General features: G+C 55.4%; 21 protein-coding genes and 1 pseudogene. 12 read left to right on the forward strand and 10 right to left on the reverse strand.

All coding sequences use genetic code 11. The features are described from left to right. The first annotated feature begins 34 nt into the window (after positions 1–34). Positions 35–367 carry a hypothetical protein gene (locus B9A24_RS10240; protein WP_084445282.1) on the forward strand — a complete coding sequence of 111 codons (333 nt, stop codon included), beginning with the start codon at positions 35–37 and terminating at the stop codon, positions 365–367. After that, complete coding sequence (ytxJ, locus tag B9A24_RS10245) at positions 364–708, forward strand: bacillithiol system redox-active protein YtxJ (protein WP_084445284.1); 345 nt, start codon at positions 364–366, stop codon at positions 706–708. Before B9A24_RS10240 ends, ytxJ begins: the two co-directional genes overlap by 4 nt. A gap of 75 nt (positions 709–783) precedes the next feature. On the opposite strand, the gene B9A24_RS10250 is transcribed toward ytxJ, so the two are convergent. After that, the gene (locus tag B9A24_RS10250; protein WP_084445287.1) at positions 784–1,188 is read right to left on the reverse strand and encodes an OsmC family protein; all 405 of its coding nucleotides are present in this window, start codon (positions 1,186–1,188) and stop codon (positions 784–786) included. A gap of 107 nt (positions 1,189–1,295) precedes the next feature. On the opposite strand from B9A24_RS10250, the gene B9A24_RS10255 reads away from it, so the two are divergent. The 3 genes from B9A24_RS10255 to B9A24_RS23225 all read left to right on the forward strand — a co-directional run bounded on the left by B9A24_RS10255 (position 1,296) and on the right by B9A24_RS23225 (position 3,738). Beyond that, positions 1,296–2,090 carry a hypothetical protein gene (locus B9A24_RS10255; protein ID WP_084445289.1) on the forward strand — a complete coding sequence of 265 codons (795 nt, stop codon included), beginning with the start codon at positions 1,296–1,298 and terminating at the stop codon, positions 2,088–2,090. Between the two features lie 216 nt (positions 2,091–2,306). Continuing rightward, positions 2,307–3,200, forward strand: a complete 894-nt coding sequence (gene lipA / locus B9A24_RS10260) for a lipoyl synthase (RefSeq protein WP_084445331.1) — start codon at positions 2,307–2,309, stop codon at positions 3,198–3,200. Between the two features lie 157 nt (positions 3,201–3,357). Continuing rightward, positions 3,358–3,738 (forward strand): DUF805 domain-containing protein, encoded by a 381-nt coding sequence (locus tag B9A24_RS23225; protein ID WP_394334636.1) that lies wholly within the window; start codon positions 3,358–3,360, stop codon positions 3,736–3,738. Positions 3,739–3,800: 62 nt separating this feature from the next. Here B9A24_RS23225 and B9A24_RS10270 read toward each other — a convergent pair whose 3' ends face one another. After that, positions 3,801–4,406 carry a DUF4136 domain-containing protein gene (locus B9A24_RS10270; RefSeq protein WP_084445293.1) on the reverse strand — a complete coding sequence of 202 codons (606 nt, stop codon included), beginning with the start codon at positions 4,404–4,406 and terminating at the stop codon, positions 3,801–3,803. Positions 4,407–4,623: 217 nt separating this feature from the next. On the opposite strand from B9A24_RS10270, the gene B9A24_RS10275 reads away from it, so the two are divergent. Continuing rightward, entirely contained in the window at positions 4,624–4,923 is a 300-nt protein-coding gene (locus B9A24_RS10275; RefSeq protein ID WP_143434893.1) for a hypothetical protein, read from the forward strand. 441 nt (positions 4,924–5,364) lie between these two features. On the opposite strand, the gene lpdA is transcribed toward B9A24_RS10275, so the two are convergent. After that, a complete protein-coding gene (lpdA, locus tag B9A24_RS10285; RefSeq protein WP_084445299.1) occupies positions 5,365–6,771 on the reverse strand; it encodes a dihydrolipoyl dehydrogenase in 1,407 nt (468 codons plus the stop codon). 175 nt (positions 6,772–6,946) lie between these two features. Continuing rightward, positions 6,947–8,608: a M1 family metallopeptidase gene (locus tag B9A24_RS10290; RefSeq protein WP_084445301.1), complete on the reverse strand. Its 1,662-nt coding sequence runs from the start codon at positions 8,606–8,608 to the stop codon at positions 6,947–6,949. A 137-nt stretch (positions 8,609–8,745) separates the two neighbouring features. Between B9A24_RS10290 and B9A24_RS10295 the strand changes: the two genes are divergently transcribed. Together B9A24_RS10295 and B9A24_RS10300 are read left to right on the forward strand one after the other, a co-directional pair. Continuing rightward, the gene (locus tag B9A24_RS10295; protein ID WP_084445303.1) at positions 8,746–9,717 is read left to right on the forward strand and encodes an EamA family transporter; all 972 of its coding nucleotides are present in this window, start codon (positions 8,746–8,748) and stop codon (positions 9,715–9,717) included. 186 nt (positions 9,718–9,903) lie between these two features. Beyond that, positions 9,904–10,257: a group III truncated hemoglobin gene (locus B9A24_RS10300; RefSeq protein ID WP_084445305.1), complete on the forward strand. Its 354-nt coding sequence runs from the start codon at positions 9,904–9,906 to the stop codon at positions 10,255–10,257. Positions 10,258–10,359: 102 nt separating this feature from the next. Here the strand turns inward: B9A24_RS10300 and odhB are convergent, their stop codons facing one another. From odhB to B9A24_RS10315, 3 genes are all read right to left on the reverse strand, one after another. Next, positions 10,360–12,147: a 2-oxoglutarate dehydrogenase complex dihydrolipoyllysine-residue succinyltransferase gene (odhB, locus tag B9A24_RS10305; RefSeq protein WP_084445307.1), complete on the reverse strand. Its 1,788-nt coding sequence runs from the start codon at positions 12,145–12,147 to the stop codon at positions 10,360–10,362. Positions 12,148–12,313: 166 nt separating this feature from the next. Next, positions 12,314–15,169 (reverse strand): 2-oxoglutarate dehydrogenase E1 component, encoded by a 2,856-nt coding sequence (locus B9A24_RS10310; protein ID WP_084445309.1) that lies wholly within the window; start codon positions 15,167–15,169, stop codon positions 12,314–12,316. A gap of 218 nt (positions 15,170–15,387) precedes the next feature. Then, positions 15,388–16,515, reverse strand: coding sequence for a major royal jelly family protein (locus B9A24_RS10315; RefSeq protein ID WP_234997180.1), 1,128 nt, complete (start codon positions 16,513–16,515; stop codon positions 15,388–15,390). A gap of 476 nt (positions 16,516–16,991) precedes the next feature. Here B9A24_RS10315 and B9A24_RS10320 point away from each other — a divergent pair, with 476 nt between their 5' ends. After that, positions 16,992–17,510 carry an RlpA-like double-psi beta-barrel domain-containing protein gene (locus B9A24_RS10320; protein ID WP_143434894.1) on the forward strand — a complete coding sequence of 173 codons (519 nt, stop codon included), beginning with the start codon at positions 16,992–16,994 and terminating at the stop codon, positions 17,508–17,510. 42 nt (positions 17,511–17,552) lie between these two features. On the opposite strand, the gene B9A24_RS10325 is transcribed toward B9A24_RS10320, so the two are convergent. Continuing rightward, the gene (locus tag B9A24_RS10325) at positions 17,553–18,569 is read right to left on the reverse strand and encodes a hypothetical protein (protein ID WP_084445315.1); all 1,017 of its coding nucleotides are present in this window, start codon (positions 18,567–18,569) and stop codon (positions 17,553–17,555) included. Between the two features lie 159 nt (positions 18,570–18,728). Beyond that, positions 18,729–19,130 (reverse strand): hypothetical protein, encoded by a 402-nt coding sequence (locus B9A24_RS10330; protein WP_084445317.1) that lies wholly within the window; start codon positions 19,128–19,130, stop codon positions 18,729–18,731. A gap of 232 nt (positions 19,131–19,362) precedes the next feature. On the opposite strand from B9A24_RS10330, the gene B9A24_RS10335 reads away from it, so the two are divergent. After that, positions 19,363–19,647: a hypothetical protein gene (locus tag B9A24_RS10335; protein ID WP_084445319.1), complete on the forward strand. Its 285-nt coding sequence runs from the start codon at positions 19,363–19,365 to the stop codon at positions 19,645–19,647. Positions 19,648–19,709: 62 nt separating this feature from the next. On the opposite strand, the gene B9A24_RS10340 is transcribed toward B9A24_RS10335, so the two are convergent. Next, the gene (locus tag B9A24_RS10340; protein ID WP_084445321.1) at positions 19,710–21,263 is read right to left on the reverse strand and encodes a hypothetical protein; all 1,554 of its coding nucleotides are present in this window, start codon (positions 21,261–21,263) and stop codon (positions 19,710–19,712) included. A 201-nt stretch (positions 21,264–21,464) separates the two neighbouring features. On the opposite strand from B9A24_RS10340, the gene B9A24_RS10345 reads away from it, so the two are divergent. Both B9A24_RS10345 and B9A24_RS10350 read left to right on the forward strand, forming a co-directional pair. Then, positions 21,465–22,217, forward strand: a complete 753-nt coding sequence (locus B9A24_RS10345) for a hypothetical protein (RefSeq protein ID WP_084445323.1) — start codon at positions 21,465–21,467, stop codon at positions 22,215–22,217. Positions 22,218–22,256: 39 nt separating this feature from the next. Then, positions 22,257–22,552: pseudogene (locus B9A24_RS10350) on the forward strand (hypothetical protein); the annotation flags it as partial.

The following is a 22,552-nucleotide window of genomic DNA, read 5'->3' on the forward strand; positions in this document are numbered from 1 at the left end:
CCCGGCTCGACAATTAGCCCTATTTATTACTTCCATGCGTGTTGTTATCCTGTTACTCGTCGGATTTGCGCTTGGCTGCTCCATCACCACGGCATCGGCCCAGACGGTGGATCCCAGCCCGGCTCGTTTGCGTGCCGAAAATCGCAAAGCCCTGCGGGAATCCCGCAAGTACAAATCTGAGTACAAAGACTCGCATTTGGCCGTGAATCGTCATGATTTGCGCCGTAGCCAGACCAGGGCCCTTCCGCAGGATGGCAGGGGGCGTCTACAGTTCGACCACACCGGTACCGCGAAAGTAAGCGAACCATCCCGCGTGAATCTGCGTCTAGGAAAGAAGAAAAAGTATAACCTTTCCCCCGAACTATGATTCCTTGGCAACAGCTTACCCAAGAAGACCAATTGACGGACATTGCCCGCGAGTCGCATGAGCAGCCGGTTCTCATCTTCAAGCACAGCACGACCTGCTCCATCAGCGCGGCTGCAAAAGGCAAATTAGAGCGCCAGTGGGCCGACGCTGGCCTCAGCGACGTTAAGATCTATTACCTTGACTTGTTGCGCTTTCGCCCCATCTCCGGGGCCATCGCCGAGAAGTTTGGCGTGCGCCACGAATCGCCTCAGCTCTTGCTTATCCAGGACGGTGAGTGTAGCTACAATGCCTCTCACATGGGCATTCGTCTCAGTGAGGTGAAAAGTATGTTCAGCGCCTAAGCCTGCGAACCTTATAAAACAGTCTGATCCGGCTAAAGCATCGCTTCAGCCGGATCAGACTGTTTTTGGGATACTCTACTCGTAAGAGAAGTGGACCTGCTGGCGAATTTCTGGGTTCAGACTGAGCGCCACGGGACACGTACGCGCGGCGTTTTCGAGCACGGCGCGGTCTTTAGCCGAGAGCGTAGCGGGCATGCGAAAGTCAACGTCGATCTGAGCGATGCGACGGGGCTCGCTGGCCATGTGTTTGGTCATGGAAAAAGTAGTTGAAGTCAGGTCGAGGCCGCTGCGCTCGGCTACGATGCCCATAATGGTCATCATGCAGCTGCCCAGCGCCGTACTTACTAAGTCGGTTGGCGAAAACCCCTCGCCCCGGCCGTGGTTATCAAGCGGAGCATCCGTAAAAATGACGTTGCTGGAAGCGCTGTGCGTGGCTTCAGTGCGTAGTTGGCCGGTGTATCGGGCGGTGGCGGTATTCATAGTCAGATAGTCAGAAAGAGTGCAATACTTTGAGCGCAAATTTACGTACTTTCGGTGGGGCCGCTGTCAGGGGGCCAATTTCGTTTGAATTTCTCAGTTGTATAGCTGTGTTGCTACCCATACGACCTCTGTTTTTTTTCGGTATTGCCCTGCTGCTGTTAGGAGCCGGATCGGCTGCCCAGGCCCAGGATGCTACCCCCAACGAGACGCCTTCGTATCGCAAGGAATTTACGTACGGCGTGAACTTTAACACCAGAGGCGGCCTGATTGGGGGCGTCAACGTGCGCTCTACCCGCGTGCTGACCGAGAAATGGTCGCGCTTCTGGAGTATTGAGGGCGTGGAGGTAAAGCACCCGAAGGAGCAGCGCGTCGGCAACCAGTTTACGGGTGGCACCTATGTGTTGAACAAGTCGAATTACATGTTCGTGCTGCGGCCATCATTTGGTGCTCAGCGCGTTATCTTCCGTAAAGCGCCGGAGTCGGGTGTGCAGGTAAATGCCCTGTTAGGTGGTGGCCCATCGGTGGCTTTGCTGATGCCTTACCAAATCTACTACGACTATACCGAGCGCGTTGGTGGCAGAGCAGTTGGAATTGAAGATATTCGGGCGGAGCAATTTGATCCAGCCATACACGGTCAGTCCCAGTTTATCGTCGATCGGGCCCCTTTGTTTAGTGGTGCCAGTGACGTGAAGGCCTCGGCCGGTGTTCACTTGCGCGGAGCCCTCAGCTTCGAGTATGGCCGCTACCGCGACGCCGTAGCGGGCATTGAAACCGGTTTTTTATTCGAGTATTTTCCAAGCCGCCCTACTATTCTGCGGGCTACAGGCATATCGGACGCAAAACTCAACGAAACCTTCTTCCCCTCGGTCTACCTGACTATTTACTTGGGAACGCGTAATTAAACCTGTTTCCACGTTTGACACGGAGGAATAGAGGCTCATAAAAGCCCCCCACCATGACTGCCCCATAGCGGTACCCAACCTGTTGGACCGTTGCGGGGCATCTTTATTTTCTTCTCGTTTGTTATACCGGCAGCTGTGAGAAATGTGCGATGCGGGCTGGGCCCGACGTGCGGCTAACTCCTGCCTGACTCTTACCTTTGTAGCATGGACGAACTGTTGCTGACCTTACCCATCATTCAGCCCGAGCCAGCGGCCCCGGCCCGGCCGCGCAAGCCCGATTGGCTGCGCGTAAAACTGCCTGTAGGCCCCGAATACGCTAAAGTTCGTCGGCTCGTAGATGAGCATAAGCTACACACCATCTGTGAGAGCGGCAACTGCCCCAACATGGGCGAGTGCTGGGGCGCGGGTACGGCTACCTTTATGATCTTGGGCAACGTGTGCACGCGCTCCTGCTCGTTCTGCGCCGTGGCCACCGGCCGTCCCAATGAATATGACACCGACGAGCCCCGCCGCGTAGCCGAAGCCATTCAGCTGATGGGCGTGAAGCACGCTGTCATTACTTCCGTCAACCGCGACGAGCTGAAAGACCGCGGGGCCAGCATCTGGCTCGAAACGGTGGTACGGGTGAAGCAACTATCACCAACCACAACTATTGAAACCCTTATCCCGGATGTGAAAGCCAACTGGGAGGCGCTAGATACGATGATTGCCGGCGGCCAGGAGGTAGTGTCGCACAACATTGAAACCGTAGGCAGTCTTTACCGTCTGGTGCGCCCGCAGGCCAAATACGACCGCTCCCTGGAGCAGATTCGTCGGACCAAGGCAGCCGGTAAGCGCACCAAGTCAGGTATTATGCTGGGCCTGGGCGAGAAAAAAGACGAGATGTACCAGGCCATGGACGACCTGGCTGCCAATGGCCTCGACATTCTGACCCTGGGCCAGTACCTGCAGCCCACCAAGCGCCATTTGGAAGTGGCCGAATTTATTCACCCTGACCTGTTCTCGCATTACCGCGAGGAAGGCTTGGCGCGGGGCCTGAAGTACATAGAGGCGGGGCCGCTGGTACGCAGCAGCTACCACGCCGAGCGCCATGTGAACGTGCCGATCTGATTGAGTGAGCATCATCACTAGGGCAAAAGGCCTGGCTATCAGAAATGGAGTCGGGCCTTTCGCTTTATTGTATTTCTGCGGATTAGCTAGATTCAATAGTTTTGAAAACTCACTTTCTTACCACTCAACCCCGGATTGCCGCGTGAAAGAATTCTTTATGTTTCGCGGGCGGCTGCGGCGGCGCGCTTTTTGGGGTAGAGTAACGTGCCTTTATGCCGTGCTCCTGGTTGCTTATGCCAGCCTTGACCTCCTGGTATATTATCAAGCTGATAAAAAAGAACAGGCCGTGCTGGCGCTGGTGCTCATGGTGGTGATAACTACAGCGCTAGTTATAATTCAAACAGTCAAACGCTTACATGATACCAACCTGACGGGCTGGTGGTGGTGGCTACTGGTAGTGCCAATAGTGGGAAATCTGTTCGCAGTCGGAATTCCGCTTGTAGATGGTACCGCCGGCCCTAACCGCTTCGGTCCTGACCTTAAAAAACGGCCGGCGTACGCTCCATGCTTAAGCGCTACAATACTCTCAGCCGCGTGAAAAGCAAAAAGCCGCTTCCCCGTGTGGGGAAGCGGCTTTTGTACTCAGAACATGAAGGCAGGCTAACGACGAGCGTTAGCATCAGCGCCATCCTGGGGCGGATAGTTCTCCAAAATGCCCCCCACGATGCGGTACACCTCTTCCTCCGAAATGGTGTTCTTATCTACCTGCGCCTGGCCCTGGCCGCGCCACGCCAGCTCTTTCCGCTTAGCGTCTACGAGGTCGATGATAACTGTTCCGGCCTTGTATTGGGTCACGGGCGAATACGGGCCGCGGCCGTACATACCATAGCCGTAGAAGGGGTAGCCGTAGCCTCCAGCATAGGGCGAGACCTGCTGCTTGTCTTCTACCTTCGCGCTGTAAGCCACAAACAAATCGGGGCTTTGCTCTGCGTAGGTCAGGCCGCGCTTTTTCATTTCCAGCTCAACGGCGGTGCGCAGACGCTTGTCCAGGAAGGAGTTGTAGCCACGGGCTGGGCCGCCCTCCGCATCCGCCGTTTGCTGTGGATACCACGACCACGTTTTGTAGGTGCGAAAATTAACAGAGTGGTCGTAGTCGGAGGTGACCCCTACGCGGGAAGTAGAGCAACTGGTAGCGCCCAGCAACAAGGCTAATCCTACGGCTACCAGAGCAGCCGGACGGGTGAATAATCGGGTGAGTGCGTTCATATGAGATGGCGAAGGGTTGAATGAAAGAGACAGGCGCGCTCCAGGGCCTATAATAGGCTCACCAAAGTATGTGCTTAACTCTGGCTATACAACGCCGCGGGGAGGGGCAATGTTCCCAAACAGGTGGGGGCGGCGAAATGAGTAAAAGCAAGTTTTTTCAGGGAAAAACCTTGACGAACTTGAAATTTCTATATCTTCCCCAACCTAAACATGACCTATGCACAGACTGTACCCTTGCCTATTAGGCCTCGCTTTGTTTGCTTCGTGTAGCGCCATCCGCGACGATGCCTTCAGCTCTTCGCGCACTAACAAAAAACCGGTAGCTCATAATACGGTCGTGGAGTGCATTCTTTACGATGGCATGACCAAAGAGTCTACCCAACTCACCAACCTCAGCGTAAACTCCGAAGTCCAAGTGCTCGACACGGTAGACGCCTATTTTGTCCGGGCCCGCGTAACGGAGAATGGGAAGGTGCTCAATGGTTACCTCTACCGCACCTGTTTTTCCCAACGGTAAAAGGGTAGGTAATTATAAACTCAAATATAGCTAAAACGCAAAGCCCCGCTTAGTTACAAGCAGGGCTTTGCGTTTTGACAGTTTTTGTCAATTAAAGATCGTAATGATTTATTTTTCCTGATTATACCTGGTGGACACGAAAAATTGAAATGCCCACTAATAACATACTCGTCACCTCAACTGAATTCGACAATATTTCTACCCGCATTATTGTCGTTGATGATAACGGCAATGAGGAAAGCAACTATAATCAGGGTTACGGACAGGGGTTTTGTTCAGGTCCACTTAATGTAATCGAGCTTAATTCTAATAATGAAAACCAAAAAGTGGATTGGACGTTCTCGCAATCTGTAAGCGACACTATCATCCAGTTATGCACAAAAAAGAGGCTAAAGCTCCCGTAGCTTCAGCCTCTTTTGCGTTTCTGCCGCAAGTGCGAAATTACATATGAATAGCCCGGTTCTCCGTAGCGGCCAAACACGCTTCCTTCATAGCTTCAGCGTAGGTGGGGTGCGAATGGCTCATGCGGGCGACGTCCTCGGCGGAGGCGCGGAACTCCATGGCAGTCACGGCTTCCGCAATCAGGTCAGCGATGCGCGGCCCAATCATGTGCACACCCAGGATTTCGTCGGTGGTTTTGTCGGCCAGTACTTTCACGAAGCCGTCGGTGTCGCCGCTGGCGCGGGCGCGGCCGCTGGCTTTGAAGGGGAACGAACCCACTTTGTACTCTTTGCCCATCTCCTTTAGCTGCTCTTCGGTGTAGCCCACGCCGGCCACTTCGGGCCAGGTATACACCACGCCGGGGATGAGCAAGTAGTTGATGTGCGGCTTCTGGCCCACGATGGTTTCAGCTACAAATACGCCTTCTTCCTCGGCTTTGTGCGCCAACATTGCCCCCCGCACCACGTCGCCAATGGCGTAGATGCCGGGCACGTTGGTTTGCAGGTGCTCATCCACCTTGATGCGGCCGCGCTCTTCCATTTCGATGCCGGCGGCTTCCAGGTTGAGGCCGGCGGTGTACGGTACGCGGCCCACGGCCACGAGGCAGTAGTCGCCCTCAAACTTCACTTCCTCCCCTTTCGGGTTAGTAGCGGTCACGGTCACGGTGTCGCCATCGCGGGTGGCGCCGGTCACTTTGTGGCTGAAGAAAAACTCGATGCCGATTTTGCCCAGCACCCGGCGCAGCTCCTTGCCGAGGCCGCGGTCCATGGTGGGGATAATGCTGTCCATGAACTCCACCACCGACACTTTCGCGCCGAGACGCGCATACACGGAGGCCATTTCGAGGCCAATTACGCCGCCGCCAATCACAATCATGTGCTTGGGAATTTCGCGAATATTCAGGGCCTCGGTGCTGGTGATGATGCGCTCTTTATCCTGAGCAAGGAAGGGCAGGACCGTAGGCTTGGAGCCGGTGGCGATGATGACGTTTTTGGTTTCGATCTGCTGGGCCTCGCCGCCGGCCGTGGGCGCGATGCTGATGTGATTTTTATCTACGAACGAGCCAACGCCGGTGAGCACGTCGATCTTGTTCTTCTTCATCAGATAAGCGATGCCGTCGACGTTGGCCTTCACCACGCCCGCTTTGCGGTCAATCATCTGATTCATATTCACCCGCAGGTTTTCCAACTCGATGCCGTGCTCCTGGAAGGCGGTGTGGGCGTTGTGGTAGTGCTCCGACGAGTCGAGCAGCGCCTTGCTCGGAATGCACCCCACATTGAGGCAAGTGCCCCCCAGGGTGTTATACTTTTCGATAAGAGCGGTTTTGAGACCGAGCTGGGCGCAGCGGATAGCCGCCACATAACCGCCCGGCCCCGAGCCGATAACGGTAACGTCGTATTGGTTCATATTCAGCAGGTGAATTCAATGGAAATCAACGGCCACGAAGGTACGCAAGGTGAGTGGTGAAATGGTGAGTGGTGAGTGGCGAAATGGTGAGTTTGATGTTCTGGCTGCATTATCAACGCAGTATGCGCCTTAAGAACGTCAAACTCACCATTTCACAAACTCACCATTTCACCACCTACTCCACCAGCACGCCGATGTAGTAGTTCTCCGTGTCTACCTCCAGGTTGTCTTTGGTGAGGCCGGGCATGTTTATGGGTTGAAAGGAAGTGGTGAGAGGCAACGTTCTATACTCGCCGCCTTTCAAGCGCAGGCGAATAGGTAGCGCAAAGCCCGGCACGTTGGCAATCCAGCGGGCCTCGGTTTTGCCCCCCGCGAAGCGAACTTCCAGCGTGGGCAGAGCTGAGTGGCGTAAGTATTGGTCGAAAATAGGTGTGAGGTTCTGGCCGGTTTGCTTGTTGAAATAGGCAATGATTTGGTCCGTGGTCACGGTTTGGTGATAGAAGGTGGTAGACAGGCCGCGCAGCAGCTCGCGCCATTTCGCGTCGTCGGGTACGTAGGCCGTGCGTATCATATGGAGCAGGTTGCTGCCCTTGTCGTACATGTCCGACGAGCCTTCCCGGTTTACCTCGTAGGGACCGATGATGGGGCCAACGTTGCGGATGTTGCGGCGCTGCCCGTGGATGTACTGCTGGGCCGCGGGCTTGCCAAACTGGCTTTCCACGAACAAGGCTTCGGAGTAAGTGGTGAAGCTTTCGTGAATCCACATATCAGCTATGTCCTTGCTGGTGATGCTGTTGCCGAACCACTCGTGGCCGCTTTCGTGAATAATGATGAAGTCCCACTTCAGGCCCCAGCCCGTGGCCGAACGGTCGGTGCCGAGGTAGCCGTTCTGGTATTTGTTGCCATACGCCACGGCGCTCTGGTGCTCCATGCCCAGGTGGGGCGTTTCAATCAGCTTGAAGCCATCCTCGTAAAATGGATAGGGCCCAAACCAGTTTTCCATGGCTTTGAGCATGGGCTTCACGTTGGCCGAAAACTGCGTTTTGGCTTTGGCCAGGTTCTCGGGCAGCACCCAGTAATCGAGAGTCAGCTTGCCTTTTTCGCCGGCGTATTCATCCGTGAAGTGGGCATAGTCGGCCACGTTGAGGGCCACGTCGTAGTTGTTGATGGGGTTGCTCACAAACCAGTCGAAGCGGGTAGCGCCGCCTTTGAGGCTGGTAATCTTGCGTAGTCGTCCGTTGGAAATATCCTTGAGGCCCTTGGGCACCGTCACGCTGATGAGCATGCTGTCCACTTCGTCGGCCTGGTGGTCCTTGGTGGGCCACCAGATGCTGGCGCCCACCCCCTGACAGGCAGTAGCCACCCACGGCTTGCCCTTGCTATCCTGAGTGAACACGAAGCCACCATCCCAGGGGGCATTTTTGGCCACGACGGGCTGCCCCGAATAGAACACTCTGAATTCGGCCCGACTGCCTTTCTGAATGGGAGCCGGGAAAGTGACGAACACGGCATTCGCCTCCCGCGTGTACGGCACCGATTTGCCTTGGTACTCCACCTTGTCCACCTTCAGATTGGCAAACAGATCGAACTGCAAACGCGTGAAGTCCTGCGTGGCCGTGAAGTGAAACAGGTTGGAGCCGCTGATGGATTTGTTGGCCACATCCAGCTTTACATTGAGGTGATAATAGGTGATGTCGTAGCAGGTGCGCAGGGGCGTGAGGGTACCACGCAGAGAGTCGGCGCGGGTAAAGGCCGGCTTGGGTCGCAGCAGTTGAGCCGAGGCCCCGAGCGAGCAGCTCAGCAGGCCCGCGAGGAGAAGTAGAAAGGTAGAGCGCACAGCAGAAGGAATTGGAGTACGGCTCAAAGAACGCCAACCTAACCGAAACGCGGCTAGCCCGGAGCTTCGTAGTAGTGCCCAGCTAGCTACCGCGCCAAAACCGGCGTAGGTTTGCAGCCTCATTCTCGTCCTGCTTCATGTCAACTTCTGCTTCCTCCCCTACCCGTCTGTCCTTGGTGCTCGCTTTTGCGGCGGTATATATCATCTGGGGCTCCACATATCTGGGTATCCGCTTCGCCATCGACTCCATCCCGCCCTTGCTGATGGCGGGCACGCGCTACGCACTGGCGGGCGTGCTGCTCTATTGCTTTATGCGCTTGCGCGGAGCCCCGCGCCCGAGTGCGCAGGGCTGGCTTACGGCGTTCATAATCGGGGTCTGTTTGCTGGGCTTCGGCAACGGCGGCGTGACCCTGGGCGAGCAGTATATTCCTACTGGTATGGCCTCGCTGCTGGTAGCTACGGTGCCTATGTTTCTGGCGATACTCGGCTGGATGAGCGGCGTATCGCAGCGCCCGACAGCACTAGTGGCGCTGGGGCTGGTGTTCGGACTGGGGGGCGTTTATCTGCTGGCCAGTCACCCAGGAGCATCGCACGTAGCCTTACCAGGGCGTCAGGGAATCGGTATTACGATGGTGCTGACGGCTGCCCTGGTGTGGGCCATTGGATCATTGTATTCCAAGAAAAAACAGGCTGCTGCTTCCCCTTTCGTCGCTGGCGGCATGCAGATGATTTGCGGGGGCCTGGTGATGCTGGTAGTGGGCCTGCTGCGAGGCGAAGCCAATGGATTTGAGCTGGCTCAGGTCACGACGAAATCCTGGTGGGCGTATGCTTATCTGGTCAGCTTTGGCTCCATTGTGGGCTTCACGGCCTACATCTGGCTGTTGCGGGTAGTAGAGCCGGCTTTAGCGGGCACGTATGCCTTTGTCAATCCGGTGGTAGCGGTGCTGCTGGGCTGGGCCTTCGCGGGCGAAGCACTCAATGTGAGTATGCTCGGTGGCGCGGCGCTGATTGTACTAGCGGTGATGCTGGTGGTGCTGGGCGGCCGGAAAAAGCAGCCGAAAGCTATTGAGGAGAATACAGTTGAGTTCGAAGCGAAAAAGATGCGCTAGGCTGGCTTCACCCTTAAGGCAAGATAGACGCTTTTTGGACCCAACAGTATAATTCATTTAACATTAAATTGAATTAATAATCTTAGATTATGTATGTTTACTGTGGGCACTCGTCGCGCTAAAAGTAGCAGGGCAACGGTGTTGAAATCTTGACGTATGTACCATCCCACTCCTAGCCAGCTATCTATGTCAACAGTTCTTCCCGATATTCGTAATGAAGGCGACATTAAGCTTTTGGTAGACTGCTTTTGTCAGAAGGCGCATCAGGATGCGTTGCTGGCACCTATTTTTGGCGCTATGGCCGCCGTGCATTGGCCCAATCATCTTACTTCGCTCTACGACTACTGGAGCAGCACGCTGTTTGGTCGTACTAACCGTACGGGTCAGCCTATTCCTCAACAACTAGCTATGCCAGCCCGCGGATCTTACCAGCGCCAGTGGATTGGCTTATTTAATAAGGCCGTAGAAGAGAATTTTGCGGGTGCTAAGGCCGAAGAAGCCAAGGTGAAAGCCCAGACTATAACCATCACCATCGAGTAACTTTCCGCCCTTTCCACAACCAGACTCCCTTAGCTTAAAGAACACAAAAAAGCCCCCCAGATAGATTTCTGGAGGGCTTTTTTGTGTTGATTGTTTTGTTCTCTAAACACCTAATAACAAGCGGGTTGGATCTTCCAGCAGCTCCTTCACGCGCACCAGGAACGACACCGATTCGCGGCCGTCGATGATGCGGTGGTCGTAGCTCAGGGCCAAGTACATCATCGGGCGAATCACTACTTGTCCATTCACGGCCACGGGGCGCTGCACGATGTTGTGCATACCCAAAATAGCCGACTGGGGGGCATTTATGATGGGCGTACTCATCATGGAGCCGAAAATGCCGCCGTTGGTGATGGTAAACGTGCCACCGGTCATTTCCTCAATGGTGAGCTTGTTATCACGGGCCTTACCGGCCAGGCGCACGACTTCGCGCTCAATTCCTTCAAACGACAGCTGCTCCGCGTTGCGAATCACGGGCACCACCAAGCCTTTGGGCGCCGACACGGCGATGCTCACGTCGCAGAAATCGTTGAAGACGATGTCCGTACCGTCTATTTGAGCATTCACGGAGGGAAACTCCTTCAGGGCTACGCAGCACGCCTTCGTAAAGAAGGACATGAAGCCTAGGCCTACCTGGTGCTTCTCCTTGAATTTTTCTTTGTATTTGGTGCGCAGATCCATGATGGGCTGCATATCCACCTCGTTGAAAGTAGTGAGCATGGCCGTCTCATTCTTCACGGCCACCAAGCGGCGGGCAATGGTCTTGCGCAGATTGCTCATCCGCTCGCGGCGCTGGTTACGCTCCCCGGCGGGTTGCGCGCTGGCTGGGGCTGCTGGCTGGCTACTGGCTGGCGCGGCAGGAGCCGCTGCTGGCGCTTGCGGGGCCGGCGCGGCCGGACGAGTCTGGGCGTTTTGCGCGTCCTCTTTGGTAATGCGTCCGTCGCGGCCCGTGCCGGCTACGTCGGCGGTGGCAATGCCTTTCTCGCCGAGTATTTTGCCGGCAGCGGGCGAAGGCGTGCCTGTTGCGTAGGTAGCACTCCCCGACGCGGCCGCGGCCGGCTGAGCCGGCGCTGCATTTGCCTCCTGGGCCGCGGCTGGTGCCGGTGCGGCCGGAGTTGTACCGCTACCGCCCTCAATGCGGGCAATTACCGTCCCAATGGCAATAGTCTGGCCCTCCTGGGCGGCATGACGCAACGTACCAGCCGCCTCAGCGGGCAGCTCGAAAGTCGCTTTATCTGACTCCAGCTCGGCAATTACCTCGTCGCGCTCTACTTGGGCACCGTCGGCCTTTAGCCACTTCGATACCGTCACTTCTGTGATGGACTCACCCACGGCCGGAATCTTCATTTCTTTCACCTCACCACCAGTAGCGCCGCTTGCGGCTGGGGCACTATCGCCCGCAGCAGGCGCGGTAGGTGTATCGGCCGAGCCGGCAGTAGAGCCGCCATAGCCCGACTGGTCGCTTGCCTGAGGATTCTGCTCGCCCCGAGTGATGGGGTCTTGTGCGGACTGGGGGGCTTTTTCAGCCGATGAGCCTTGGCTACCGTTATTGCCCGACTCTTTCTGGCCCGGCGCAACGGGGTCGGCCTGGGGCTGGGCCAGCGTCGCTTCCTTGGCGGGTGCTGCGCCACCAGCGGCTGGGGAGGCATTAGCACCCTCGCCACCGATGTTGGCAATGACGGTACCAATACCAATCGTCTCGCCTTCGGCCACCATAATTTGCAGGGTACCATCCGCCTCGGCGGGCAGTTCAAACGTGGCCTTATCCGATTCCAGCTCGGCAATTACCTCGTCGCGCTTTACGGCGTCGCCGTCGTTTTTAAGCCACTTGGCAATGGTCACTTCGGTGATAGATTCGCCGACGGCGGGGATTTTAATTTCCAGACCCATAGGTGGAACGGTTGAAGAGTTTCGGGAGGGTGATAGTCTAGGCGGCCGACGTACTCGCTGCCACAATTACTGATGAAACAAAAAAGCCAATTAGGTTAAAAATATAGTGTTAGAGGGCTTTTTCAACGAACCTACTGCGTGCGCGAAGGGTTGGTTCGGCACTCAGTTAGTCCTGCTTCTTTGCTACTTCTACGGTGCCCTTGATATTTTCGGCGTCTACCTCGGCCTGTGCGATGCCGAAGGCGCGGGCCACAATATCCTTCTGCTCCTTCACATGCACCTTGTTGTAGCCAGTAGCCGGCGACGCCGAAGGCTTGCGGGCAATCACGTCCTCCAGCTCGCGGCGCATGAAGCGGAGCAGGTAGTTCCAGTAGCCCATGTTTTCGGGCTCTTCCTGTACCCAGTATACTTTGGCCTTTGGGTACTTGGCTAGCTCTGCGCTCAGCTGCTTTTGGGGGAACGGGTGCAACTGCTCCAGCCGTACGATAGCCACGTCTTTATGCTGAGACTTTTGCTGCTCCTCCAACAAGTCGAAGTACACCTTGCCCGAGCACAGCAGTACGCGCTTCGCCTTTTTATTGTCGGCGTACACGTCACCGAGAACTTCGCGGAAATGCCCCCCCGTAAACTCCTCTACCGGCGACACGCACAGCGGATGCCGCAGCATCGACTTGGGCGACATAATCACCAGCGGTTTGCGGAAGCTCCACGTCAGCTGCCGCCGCAGGGCATGGAAGAAGTTGGCTGGTGTGGTAATGTTGGCTACCACGATGTTGTTTTCAGCCGAAAGCTGAAGGAAACGCTCTGGGCGGGCGTTGGAGTGCTCCGGACCCTGACCTTCATAGCCGTGGGGCAACAGCATCACCACGCCGTTCATTCGTTGCCACTTGCTCTCCGACGATACGATGAACTGGTCGATCATCGTCTGAGCGCCGTTGGCGAAGTCACCGAACTGCGCTTCCCACACTACCAGGGCCGTGGGGTTGGCCATAGCGTAGCCAAACTCAAAGCCCAATACAGCATACTCGCTCAGCAGAGAGTTATAGATCCGTAGCTTCTCTTGCCCTTCTTCTATGTGGTTTAACGAGTTATAGGGGGCCGAGGTCTCCGCGTCGTGGAGTACGGCGTGGCGGTGCGAGAAGGTACCGCGCTGGCAGTCCTGTCCGCTTACGCGCACGATGTGTTTTTCTTGGAGCAGCGAGCCATAGGCTAACAGCTCGGCGGCGGCCCAGTTTAGAATGCGCGTCTCGAAGAACATCTTGCGGCGCTCCTCCGTGAGCTTTTCAATCTGCTTCAAGGGCCGGAATCCTTCGGGTAGCGTGGTTAGCGCTTTGCCCACTTTGGCAATAACTTCCTCGCTAATACCCGTCTCAGGGGACTGCTCGAAGTCCTCGTTTGTGGCCCGGCGCAACGTGCGCCACTCGTTTTCGAGGGCTTGATACTTATAAGGCAAAGCCTTCTGCTTCACCATGTCCAGGCGAGCCTGTAGCATCTCCCGAAACTCGCGGTCCATCTGGCTGGCCAGCTCCGCATCTACATCACCGCGCTGCACAAGCATCGTGTTGTACACCTCGCGCGGGTTCTGGTGCTTACTGATGATATTGTAGAGCGTAGGCTGGGTAAACTTAGGTTCGTCCGACTCGTTGTGGCCGTGGCGGCGGTAGCACACCATATCAATGAAGATATCAGCATGGAACTGCTGGCGATACTCGGTGGCTAGGCGCACGGCAAATACCACGGCTTCCGGGTCGTCGCCGTTTACGTGCAGCACCGGAGCGTCGATAATCTTAGCCAGGTCAGTGCTGTAAATGCTGGAGCGGGCGTCCTCAAAGTCGGTGGTAAAACCAACCTGGTTATTGATAACGAAATGAATAGTACCACCCGTCTTGTAGCCCTCCAGCAACGACATCTGCGTTAGCTCATAGCCAATGCCCTGGCCAGCCAGCGCCGCGTCACCATGAATCAGGATGGGCAGAATCTGGTGGTAATCGTCGTTGTACTGGTGCTCGATCTTGGCGCGCACAAAGCCTTCCACCACCGGATTAACCGCCTCCAGGTGGGAAGGATTGGGAGCTAATTTCAGGTTTACTTTGTGCCCTGCTTCGGTATCTACCTCCGACGAATAGCCCATATGGTACTTCACGTCGCCGTCGCCCATAGTCAGGTCGGGTACGGCGGTGCCTTCAAACTCCGAGAAGATCTGCTCGTAGGTCTTGCCCATGATGTTGGCCAGCACGTTCAGCCGGCCCCGGTGGGCCATTCCAATCATTACTTCGCGCACCCCCAGATCGGCCGCCTTGTTGATGATAGCATCCAGGGCAGGAATAGTCGTTTCGCCGCCTTCCAGCGAGAAGCGCTTCTGCCCCAAAAACTTGGTGTGCAGAAAATTCTCGAATACAACCGCCTCGTTCAGCTTTCGCAGGATGCGCTTTTTGTACTCAATGCCGGGGTTGAAGCTCAGTGAATCCTTTTCCACCTTATCCCGAAACCAGTCCAGGATTTGAGGGTCGCGGATATACATGTACTCGAAGCCGATGCTGCGGGTATAAATCTTTTCCAGCGCGGCCACGATATCCCGAAGTTTAGCGTCGGTGCCTAAGCCCAGCAATTCACCATTCTTAAATGATGTATTGAGGTCAGCTTCAGTTAAGCCAAAATCAGCAATATCAAGGCGGGCTTTGCGGTCTTTTCGTTCCCTTACGGGGTTGGTTCGCGCGCGCAAATGCCCCCTGCTACGAAAAGCGTGGATCAGGTTTCGAACCTGCGTTTCCTTATCAGCAGCTACCGTATCAACGGCCCGAACTGCTTCGGCCTCATTGGTAGAAGCAGTTGTAGTTAGCACCCCCGAGCCAGCAGGTTGAGAGGCTTGACCATCATCATCAGTAAACTGCTGGGAAAAGTCAAAGCCTTCAAAAAACTTGCGCCAGCCGAAGTCCACCGACTCAGGATCTTGCTGGTACGTTTTGTAAAGCTGATCTATGTAGTCGCCGTGGGCATTGGCGATATAAGAGTAAGCGTCCATTGAGTGAGGAGCTAAGTGAGTCAGGGCAAATGTAAGCAGCTTCCCGTGAAGCCAAAAACACATATTCGGTTCTACAAATACGCCTGTGATTCAAACAATTATTTGCGCGGCTGCAATCGTTACGATTTGCGGTGTAGCCAATCTATTCAAAATAAAAGGAAAGCCCTCCCTCAGTATGAGGAAAGGCTTTCTCAACTTAAACCTATACTACCCAAGACTTATTGCGGAAGTGCTGTCTTAAAAATGCGGTAAGGCTGATCCTGCTTGCCTACGCCTTTGTTCCAGGTGGGTGTTTTATGGATGGCGGAAGTTGTGAAATACAAATCACCATTGGCAGTGATAGCGTAGGTGTCGGGCCACTGCAAGCGGGACTCTTTTGCTATCGTTTCCATCTTGCCAGCGGGTGTCCGACGCATGATGGCATTGTTCTCAAAAGAGGTTATGTAAACGTTATCCTTAGCATCTATTTCCATTCCGTCGGTGGCGGGAATGGTGCCCACTTTTTCCACCTGGCTACCGAGCTGGGGCGAAGACAACGCTGCATTACGTAGCGCTTCCGTTTTGATGCGGTAGAGCGAGTGACTGGTAAGCGGTGACCAGTATAAGTATTCGCCAGTACGACTTAAGGCTATGCCGTCGGCGTGCAGGGCCATTGGCTTGCCCATCGGGTCGACCATAGGGTGGCCGTCGGCTTTCAGGGCCAGGCCCGGCTCAGGATGTACAGAAGGGTGATCGGCCAGAAGACGACGCGAACTCCCGTTTTTTAAGTCAACGACTACGATAGCGCCCATGCCCGACTCGGTGATGTAGGCATAGTTGCGTTGGGTGTCAATGCGTACATCATTCAGATACGACTTGCGCGGTGCCACCGACGCTGGGAAGCTGATGTTCTGTACAACTTTATTGGTCTTAGGGTCGATTTTAACCAGTTTGGGACCGCCGGGCACGGTGGCTTGCAAGCCGGGCGCGGCAGGATCGAGCACCCACAGCATACCAGCCTGATCGACGTGCACACTCTGGGGGCAGATCCAATGCTTTTGGGGCTCATTGCGGACGGAGTCGTTCCACATGCACCAGCTGGCATCGGGATAGGGCTTCACGGAGCCATCGGTTCCGACGACCGCGATGGGATTGACGGGATTATTGTCCCAACGCGGGAAAACGCCGAATACCCGGCCATCGGGTGCGACGGCTACCCCAACAATCTGGGGCTCCCGGAACTCAGCCACTACTTGCAGTGGGGAGTTGGCCAGAGCAGCGGTTTGGGTGGTAGTGGTAGAGTCGGAATCGGTGCTACGGGAAGCAGTTTCACCAGAAGGCGACGAGCAGCTTACAGCTGCGCCCAATAATAGCAAACCAGTACAAAGAGGTGCAGCTGAGCGCAAAAGGCTGGCAGAAATGGTAATGACCATAATTGGTAACTCAGGGAAGAGTGGGAAGCCTGGACAAGGAGCAAATCCACCTGCTTTACACCAGCAGGCAGGCTTTTTCTTTACGGGCTAACCTTAGTCAGATTTTTAAGGCCGCAAGCCTTTTAATGGCAGCAAATCCGATCCACCGATAGCTTAGATCCACTTCTATACTTAAAGCACTGGATAAAACCTTTTATCATAATATTTAGCTTAAATATTAAATAAAGACAATTATTAATTTGTTTACTACCAAAAATAGCCATTTTATCCCCCCTAAACGCCTGTTCATCTATTAACCAAAACCTGTAGCAACCTTTTACAATAACTTAGGGTTAGACCTTTTCGTCCGCGCTAACGCGCAGTCGGCCCATCCTCTTCGGGCGAGTAGAAGAGTCACCAGATCAACCGTCATGTCTATCGCCTTATTCATCCTAACCCTCCTTTTTCCCCCGCAAACCAGTACCTCCGCTCCGCTTCCGCTTACTCCTGTTGTTGCCAACCTGACACCCCGGCACATACTATTCGACTCACCAACGCCCGTCGCCGCTGTGTTGCCCCGTCGCTTACCCGGTTATAAAGTAACGGCCACCGTGTATTGGGCTGAACCCGGACAAACCGACTCCGAGCCGCTAATCACGGCCGATAATTCTCGTATCAAGCGCAATCATTCGAGCAAAGACCGCTGGATAGCCCTCTCGCGGGACATGCTTAAGCAGAATGGCGGCAGGTTTAAGTACGGCGACTTAGTAGAAGTGAGCGGTATTTCGCCTACTCTCGATGGCGTGTATGTGCTGCACGACACCATGAACCGTCGTCTGCGACGCACCGTTGATTTATTGGTGAACAAAAACGAAAAGCTTTACGGCAAATGGGACAACGTGCGCATCAGCCGCGTGGCCAAGCCTGAACTGCAATGGCAGGCTAGCTAAGTTGCCCGCGACTACTCTTTTTGCCCCCCAGACCACCTTTTTCTATTCCGGCTCAGGCGTATAAATTGTCATCTCGTAGGGCTTCCCATCGGGCTGATACAGAAAGCTTAACGGCTCATCTGCGTCGCTCAGAACAGCAGTGTAGGGTAGTTGCCAGCGCTTCCACATTTCCTGCAGCGACTGGGCGTAGGCCGAGTTCAGCCAGGGCGCGAAAATGCCCCCCGTCACATCGTCGATGAGCGTATCGTAGGTCAGGTGCTGGTCGCCGGGCCGCTGCGGGCGCACGAAGTAATCGGGTATAACGCCGAACAGATAGGCCGCGTAGTACACACGCGCTTTGAACTCGGCCACCTGAATAGGATGAAGCGGACGCTGCGCGTCGGCGTACACTTGGCGCATGGCCTGCTGAATGATGCCATTATCCATCAGGCAAGCCATCAGCACCACATTATCGAGCTTAATACTGAACACCATGGTGGTCAGGTCGTCGTCGTACTCAAAAGCGATGGTGTCTTCGTACGGGGCAGTTTTCAGGATAAAGATGGAGGCCGGCGTAAAGTCCTCAAACTCGATGGGCACGCGCAGGGCCTGAAACGTTTGGAAAAACGCCTGAAAGCGGCGGAACATCTGCGCGTTTTCGGCGAGCGGATAGCGCGGCTTCACCAACGGGTCGAGCTCAGTGAGCAGCTCGGTGGTCAGAATGCCGTAAAACATCTTGCCCAGCCACAAAAACAGCGTTTTTTCGGGCAGCGCCTGCCAGCCCTTTAACCCTAGCCTATTTGTCTCCTCCATTTGTGCCTCCAGGGGCTCAACATACTGCGTACGACACCGCGCGCAGCACGGGATCAGTAGCTCTTTATAGAAATGGATGCTTTGGTCGAGTAGTAAAATCTGTCGCTCCGCCAGGCCGTAGCGCTCCTGCAGCCAATCCGCAAACACTGGCACCGAATCAATAGCCGGATCGGTGGACGAGCCACACAAAAAGCAGTGTTGATCGCCAAACTGCATCTGAGCAAAAGGATCGTAAAGCGTGAGGTCAGGCGGTGTGGTGGTGGGCATAGGGCAAGAGCAGAATAGATGCTACAAAAATAGGCGCTGGCTCTTGTCTTGCTGCTTCAGCGGCTCTTCCCTTCTAGGCAGAGGCCGCCGCGTAAACCAGCGCAAACAAAAAGCCCCCCAGAATCACTCCGGGGGGCTTTTTTATGCCTTGAATTAAGCCTAGCGCGACAGCGACGAGCCCAATTTGATTAATACTTTACCTAAATGATTGAGAGAAGCGGTGAAGTGGTTATTACTCTCATCCGCTACTTTATTGGTTTCGGCACCCAGTATAGCCAGCGTTTCGGCAATGGCGTGGGGCTCTGTGTCCGCCTCGCCAAGCTGGTTGCGGAGCGTATTCAGCTCTTGCAGTATTTTGGCCAGACCAGTGCGCTCAGACGCACGCAGCACTTCGATCCAACGGTCAATTTCGGCTAAGCCGTGCTTATCGTTTTGGTCGGGTACCCCGCCATTAAGCAGCTTCAGGGTATCGTCGAGCAGGGCTGCGTTCTGCTGATCGGTCACGTCCAGCGGAATGGTAGGCGCGGGGGGCGTTTGGGGAGTTTGGGCGGTGGAATCCATAGGTCAGAGAGGCAAGTCAGGAAAGAACGTTCTTGCTATACTGGCATCAGCGCCTAAAAGTTAAGCCAATAATCGTGTGGCTTTACCGCTGGCTTTACCACTGGCTTTTTTGGGCAAGCTGGCTGCTACTTCTGTTCACTTTTTTAGAAATTTTAGAGCAAAGGCGGGTTACTTTTTATAGAAAGCGGTATGAAGCCATTATCTACTCTCACGACCACCATACTTTCAAGCCATGAAAACCACTTTCAAATCCTTGCTCGTTCTAGCCGCTTTCGCTCCTTTCGCTCTGGCTTCTTGCTCGGAGAGCACGGAGAAGAATGCCGAAGCTACCGCCGAAGGCGCTGCTACCGATGCTGCCAACAACGTTGAAAACGCTGGTGACGCCGTTGAGAACGCTACCGACAATGCCGCTGCCGACATGAACGCCGATATGAAGCGTGAGCCCGGCGACACCGCCGTAGTCCGGAACAAGGAAGCTGACAAGCTTGTAGAAGAGGTGCCAGCCAAGCAGAACTAGTTCTGCGTCTTAGGGTATCCTAGAAAAGCCCCCCAGAATAAGTCTGGGGGGCTTTTTGGTGCTTATATTATTTCTTTCTCCTCCGCCTGGCCAGCGCCGGCCAGCGTCAGGAGCACCTCGTAGTAGGGCCGGCCCAAGGCGCGGGCCTTGAGCCAGGCGTAGAAGCTCATGGCGTGCAGGTCTTCCCGCTCGCTATCCAGGGGCACCGCATCCGCCATCTGGCTGACTCGTTCCAGGAAGCTGGGATGGCTGGCGGCGGTGGGGTCGTCCAGAATTTCGCGCACTAGGTTCAGATAGCAGAGCACGTACTGATAGGCACCACCCTCGCCAAACCGCTCGCGGAAGCCGCGCTCAATGGCGCGCAGGCGGTTCAGGGCCAGGTCAGGGTTACCAAGTTCCACCTGCACCAGCATCTCGCCCATATTCTTATTAAAAACCCATTCCACGCCCATTTTCTGCTCGCACCAATGGTCGGAGCGGCCAATGCCGATGAGAACCTGGTTGGTTTTGGCAAACTGATTTTGGGCGAAGTAATGAAAGCCCAGTCCCAGCCGCGCCGTGAGTTGATCAGCGGCTGATAAGGTTACCTCGCGGCCCTGCAAGAGGTTCTCCAGCAGGCTGATACTGTCCGAGTTGCGGCGCAGAAAAGAATAGTTAGCGGCCAGCAGGAAGATGTATTTGGGATAAAAATCGGCCATGTAGCTGCGCGAGCCCGCGTAAAGTGCAGTCCGCAGCTGCTCCAGATACGCCACCGACTCGGTGAAGCGGCGCGAGCGGTACAGGGCATGGGCAATCATGTAGAGCAGGCCCAGCTGGTAGTAGCGGTGGGCGGGCCGGAAGCCGTGGCGCTTCTCCATGAGCGTATAGCAGCGGCGCACGAACGGCGCAAACGACACAAAATCGCGGCGCACCAGCATGGCGCTGCGGGCCATCGACATGAGGCGGTAGAGCACCGACGGGCTGCGCGCGAAGGCTTCCTGCAAGTCATATTCGCGCAGCACTTCGCGCATAATACCATCGAAGGCCTCGCCCGCCCGCCCCCGGCCGCGGGCCTGGCGCAGCCGCTCCCGAATGAGGCTGTCGGCAATACCGGCGCGCTCCTCTTCGTCGGCGGCCTTTTTATTGTGGTTGCGGCGGCGAATAATGTCGGTTAGCTCATCGGCGTACTCACTGCCAGCCTGGGCAATCTGAAGATTATAAATAGTGTTTAGCAACTCATATTGCTCGTTTTGATGGGCCAGCTTTTCGGCCTTGCGCAGAATATTCCAGGCCAGGCGAGGCACGCCCGCATCGAAAAGGTATTGGGCCAGCGTCAGCTGGCCGCGCACCGAGGAAGCCGTGGTAGGATCGAGCTGGCGCTGGCGCAGCAGCAGATAATCGGTAAGGTGGCGCATAAGGCGCTTGCGCAAGGCATAGTAAGCCACCGCGTTCGGCTCATCAGGGTAAAGTTTGGTCAGCAGCTCCTCAGTAGAATAGATTTTGGAATGTAGGAGCAGCTCAAAGAGGCGCAGATCCATGCGGCCATTCACTTTTTTGCGCTGTCGCTGCACAAAGCGGCCAAACTCTTTGCGGTCCTCGGGCGAGAAAGTGGTTAGTGTCGTGCGTAGGTCATCCATAAGAATAGATATAAAGCTAAATATAGGGACTTGGGGGTAATTTATAAAGTCTAAGAATATGATATCTAATTTGTCTATAAATCAATAACTTATATCGCTAAAATAAGAAGCATAAAAGTCTGAAAAACTAAAAAAGTGGTTCGTGTTTTTGGTGGGGAAGTGAGCACCTTCGGACAGGATTTCACCTTACAGCCTACTTATATGAAACGCTTTCTACTTTCCCTGCTGATGTTGGCCTTCGCGGTCGTTGCAGCGCAGGCCCAGGACCTGCTCACCAAGCAAAATGGCGAGGAGCTTCAGGTTAAAGTCCTGGAGATTACGCCCACCGAAGTACGCTACAAGCGCACTGATAATCCCGACGGCCCGCTCATCAGTGTGCGCCGCACCGACGTTTTTATGATTCGCTACGCTTCGGGCACGAAGGAAGTGTTTGGACCCAACCAAAATGCCCCCCAGGCCGCGGCCGTACCCTCTCCGCCGCCTGGCCCCATAGTGCCCGGCGACGAAGAGTCGGCTTATGATGAAGTGCATCTGAATGGCCCACGCGTCGGGTTCACGGTACTCTCATCGGGCGTCCTGAACAAAGCGCGGAGAAATGATGGCCTGCACGATTTAAATCCTTTTATCACCCAATTTGGCTGGCAGTTTGAAACCCGCATCTTTAGGCTGCCCAACGGCACGGCGGGTTTGCTGGAAGTTGTGCCGCTCATAGGAGGTCTGGAGCAGGGCAAATTTATTCCGAGCCTGAATGCGCTAATTGGTATTCGCGGCCCCAAAGGACTTGAATTTGGAGTAGGCCCCAATCTGACGCCTATAAGTGCGGGCGTGGCGCTGGCCGTCGGGACTTCTTTTCGGTCCAATGGGATCAACTTCCCGGTGAACTTCGCGGTAGTTCCCGGCAATGGCGGAGCCCGGTTCAGCCTGCTGATCGGCTTCAACTCACGGCGGCGCTAAGTGCGCAGCTCTCTCCTCATCTACTTACTACTTACCACTATGCGCTCCTTTCTACTTGGTTTTTTCTTACTGGGCGCCTCGCTGAGTGTGCAGGCCCAAGACACTATTCTGCGCACCGATGGCGACGAGGTGAAAGCCCGCGTGCTGGCCATCACGCCCACCGATGTGGCCTACGTGCCCACCACCGAGCCGCCCAGCACCGACACGCTGCACCTAGTGGCTACGCAGGTGTTCCTGATTCGCTATGCTAACGGCACAAAGGAGATAATCTCGAACCCGGCTACCGCCGTGCCTGCCGTAGGACTGGCGCGTACTCCGCAGCAGATGAATAACTT

Source organism: Hymenobacter roseosalivarius DSM 11622, from assembly GCF_900176135.1.
Classification (GTDB): domain Bacteria; phylum Bacteroidota; class Bacteroidia; order Cytophagales; family Hymenobacteraceae; genus Hymenobacter; species Hymenobacter roseosalivarius.

Bases quoted from the DNA above. Each gene is read 5' to 3' on its own strand.
- B9A24_RS10240 (WP_084445282.1), top strand. From the start codon at position 35: ATGCGTGTTGTTATCCTGTTACTCGTCGGATTTGCGCTTGGCTGCTCC.
- ytxJ (WP_084445284.1), top strand. From the start codon at position 364: ATGATTCCTTGGCAACAGCTTACCCAAGAAGACCAATTGACGGACATT.
- B9A24_RS10250 (WP_084445287.1), bottom strand. From the start codon at position 1,188: ATGAATACCGCCACCGCCCGATACACCGGCCAACTACGCACTGAAGCC.
- B9A24_RS23225 (WP_394334636.1), top strand. From the start codon at position 3,358: ATGTTTCGCGGGCGGCTGCGGCGGCGCGCTTTTTGGGGTAGAGTAACG.
- B9A24_RS10270 (WP_084445293.1), bottom strand. From the start codon at position 4,406: ATGAACGCACTCACCCGATTATTCACCCGTCCGGCTGCTCTGGTAGCC.
- B9A24_RS10275 (WP_143434893.1), top strand. From the start codon at position 4,624: ATGCACAGACTGTACCCTTGCCTATTAGGCCTCGCTTTGTTTGCTTCG.
- lpdA (WP_084445299.1), bottom strand. From the start codon at position 6,771: ATGAACCAATACGACGTTACCGTTATCGGCTCGGGGCCGGGCGGTTAT.
- B9A24_RS10295 (WP_084445303.1), top strand. From the start codon at position 8,746: ATGTCAACTTCTGCTTCCTCCCCTACCCGTCTGTCCTTGGTGCTCGCT.
- B9A24_RS10300 (WP_084445305.1), top strand. From the start codon at position 9,904: ATGTCAACAGTTCTTCCCGATATTCGTAATGAAGGCGACATTAAGCTT.
- odhB (WP_084445307.1), bottom strand. From the start codon at position 12,147: ATGGGTCTGGAAATTAAAATCCCCGCCGTCGGCGAATCTATCACCGAA.
- B9A24_RS10310 (WP_084445309.1), bottom strand. From the start codon at position 15,169: ATGGACGCTTACTCTTATATCGCCAATGCCCACGGCGACTACATAGAT.
- B9A24_RS10320 (WP_143434894.1), top strand. From the start codon at position 16,992: ATGTCTATCGCCTTATTCATCCTAACCCTCCTTTTTCCCCCGCAAACC.
- B9A24_RS10325 (WP_084445315.1), bottom strand. From the start codon at position 18,569: ATGCCCACCACCACACCGCCTGACCTCACGCTTTACGATCCTTTTGCT.
- B9A24_RS10330 (WP_084445317.1), bottom strand. From the start codon at position 19,130: ATGGATTCCACCGCCCAAACTCCCCAAACGCCCCCCGCGCCTACCATT.
- B9A24_RS10335 (WP_084445319.1), top strand. From the start codon at position 19,363: ATGAAAACCACTTTCAAATCCTTGCTCGTTCTAGCCGCTTTCGCTCCT.
- B9A24_RS10340 (WP_084445321.1), bottom strand. From the start codon at position 21,263: ATGGATGACCTACGCACGACACTAACCACTTTCTCGCCCGAGGACCGC.
- B9A24_RS10345 (WP_084445323.1), top strand. From the start codon at position 21,465: ATGAAACGCTTTCTACTTTCCCTGCTGATGTTGGCCTTCGCGGTCGTT.